Annotated in this window: 1 protein-coding gene; it reads right to left on the reverse strand. The window is 60.0% G+C overall.

Going from position 1 to position 300, the window contains the following annotated elements:
• Positions 1–300 (reverse strand): IS30 family transposase (locus CR105_RS27620; RefSeq protein WP_143752848.1); only part of this gene is annotated, 300 nt, incomplete at both ends.

Here is a 300-nt window from a genome sequence, read left to right on the forward strand (position 1 = left end):
GTTGCCAGCGCCCTTGATCAGGTCGCCCTCCCAGTGACCAGGGATCAGGCGGTCCTCGACCTCTGCAGGGCGGATATGGATGCTCTGCATGTCCTGGATCTGGTAGCGCCGGTCGTCACCTCGACTGCGCGGCTTGCGCACCTGGTTGTGGTGGCGGAGGTAGGCGATCAATTCGCGCTTGAGCTCGCCACGGGGGTGCATGTAAATGGCGTTGTAGATGGTCTCGTGGGACACAGATTTCTCAGAATTGTTGGGCCAAAGGAGCTTGAGTTTGCGCGCAATTTGCTGCGGTGACCAGAG

Origin of the sequence: Massilia eurypsychrophila (assembly GCF_002760655.1) — a bacterium.
In the GTDB taxonomy this organism is placed as follows: domain Bacteria; phylum Pseudomonadota; class Gammaproteobacteria; order Burkholderiales; family Burkholderiaceae_D; genus JAFCUW01.